Raw genomic sequence first — 2151 nt, 5'->3', positions numbered from 1 at the left:
TCCTGCAACGACTTTTGAGGCAAGACTCCCGCAATGGTGTCACTGAGGTAGTCTACCTCGGCCTTGTGCAAGGTTATTTTTGTTAACGAATGGTATCAGGTTGTTTCTATGGCGCAGTACGTATACACAATGAATCGCGTGGGCAAGATTGTTCCGCCCAAACGCAAAATCCTTGAAGATATTTCTTTGTCGTTCTTCCCAGGTGCCAAAATCGGCGTATTGGGTTTAAACGGCTCTGGTAAATCGACCCTGCTCAAAATTATGGCGGGTTTAGATACCGACATCTTAGGCGAAGCTCGCCCTCAGCCCGGTATAAAAATCGGGTACTTGCCGCAGGAACCTCAGCTCGATCCCAATAAAACCGTTCGAGGTAACGTCGAAGAGGGCGTGCAAGATGCTATTGATGCACTCGCCGCGCTGGATAAAGTGTATGCGGACTATGCCGAGCCCGATGCCGACTTCGACGCGCTGGCGAAAAAGCAGGCGCAATTAGAGGACATTATTCAGGCGACCGACGCGCACAATATTGATCACACCCTCGAAGTGGCGGCCGATGCTTTGCGTTTGCCCGCTTGGGATGCCGACGTCACCACGTTATCCGGTGGCGAGCGTCGCCGTGTTGCTCTGTGTCGCTTGCTGTTGTCTAAGCCGGACATGATTTTACTTGATGAGCCGACCAACCACTTGGATGCGGAGAGCGTTGCGTGGCTCGAGCAATTTTTGCACGACTTTCCGGGCACGGTGGTCGCTATTACTCACGATCGTTACTTCTTGGATAATGCTGCGGGCTGGATTTTAGAGCTCGACCGCGGTCGCGGCATCCCCTACGAGGGTAACTATTCGGATTGGCTTGAAGCCAAAGAAAAGCGCCTCGAGCAAGAGAAGCGTCAAGAAGCCTCGCACCAAAAAGCCATTAAGGCGGAATTGGAGTGGGTGCGCAGCAACGCTAAGGGGCGCCAAAGCAAGAGCAAGGCGCGTTTGGCGCGCTTTGATGAATTGCAGTCGCAAGAGTTTCAGACGCGCAACGAAACCAACGAAATCTACATTCCACCTGGCCCCCGTTTGGGCGACAAGGTGATTGAAGTGCGCAATCTGCGTAAAACCTTTGGCGATCGTTTGTTGTTCGATGACGTGTCCTTTGTGGTACCCAAAGGCAGTATCGTCGGCATTATCGGTGCTAACGGTATGGGTAAATCGACTTTATTCAAAATGTTGGTAGGTCTCGAACAGCCTGATGGTGGCGAAATTGAAGTGGGTGAAACCGTGCAGATTGCCTACGTCGATCAGTCACGCGACGACCTACAAGGTAACAAAACCGTCTGGGAAGAAATCTCCGACGGTTTAGACGTGATGCGCATTGGAACATACGAGACCAATTCGCGCTCGTATGTCGGTCGCTTTAACTTTAAAGGCAGTGACCAGCAAAAGTTCGTGAAAGATTTATCGGGTGGTGAGCGCAACCGTTTGCACTTGGCTAAGTTGCTTAAGCAAGGCGCGAACGTGTTGTTACTAGACGAGCCGACCAACGACTTGGACGTCGAAACTTTGCGCGCATTAGAGGAAGCCGTGCTGGCCTTCCCCGGTAGTGCAATGGTAATTTCGCACGATCGCTGGTTCTTAGACCGAGTGGCAACCCATATTTTGGCTTACGAAGATGACGGTGGTGTGGTATTCCATGAGGGTAACTACACCGATTACGAAGAGGACCGCCAGAAGCGTTTAGGTGCTCAAGCACAGGCGCCACAACGTGTGAAATACCGTAAATTAAAGGATTAAACCTACCCAAACTGGGTGAGTTTGCGGTAGATGCCGTAATTTAGCATTGCGGTCATGGCTTGGCTGTTGCAATATTAAATGAAACAGATTGTCGGAGCTAAACATGACCGAGCATGAATCAGATCGTCGCCGCTATACGCGTGTACCGATTGAGTTGCCCGTAGAAATTCGCCAAGGTGCATCGGTGTGGCATCGCACCTTGGTGAACCTGTCGCTGACGGGCCTAGCCATTGATGAGCCACCAAATTTCGATGCTCAGTACAACGAGCCCTTCACCATCGGGCTAGAGACTGAGCAAGGCAACCTCGAGTTGCACGCCTATTTGCAACATGCCGGCCGTTCGCAACTCGGTTTTGCGATCGAGCATCTCGATCC

Annotated in this window: 2 protein-coding genes; both read left to right on the top strand. The window is 51.7% G+C overall.

The window, feature by feature from the left end; all coding sequences use genetic code 11:
• Positions 1-108 precede the first annotated feature (108 nt).
• Positions 109-1776: an energy-dependent translational throttle protein EttA gene (gene ettA / locus ACTF5Z_RS11965; protein ID WP_423848667.1), complete on the top strand. Its 1668-nt coding sequence runs from the start codon at positions 109-111 to the stop codon at positions 1774-1776.
• Positions 1777-1879: 103 nt separating this feature from the next.
• Positions 1880-2151, top strand: a 272-nt coding sequence (locus tag ACTF5Z_RS11960) for a PilZ domain-containing protein (protein WP_438985835.1), incomplete at its 3' end; no start/stop codon positions are given.

The sequence above is a fragment of the Aequoribacter sp. genome (assembly GCF_965659035.1).
Lineage (GTDB): Bacteria > Pseudomonadota > Gammaproteobacteria > Pseudomonadales > Halieaceae > Aequoribacter.
This window is presented reverse-complemented; position numbering and strand designations above follow the sequence as displayed.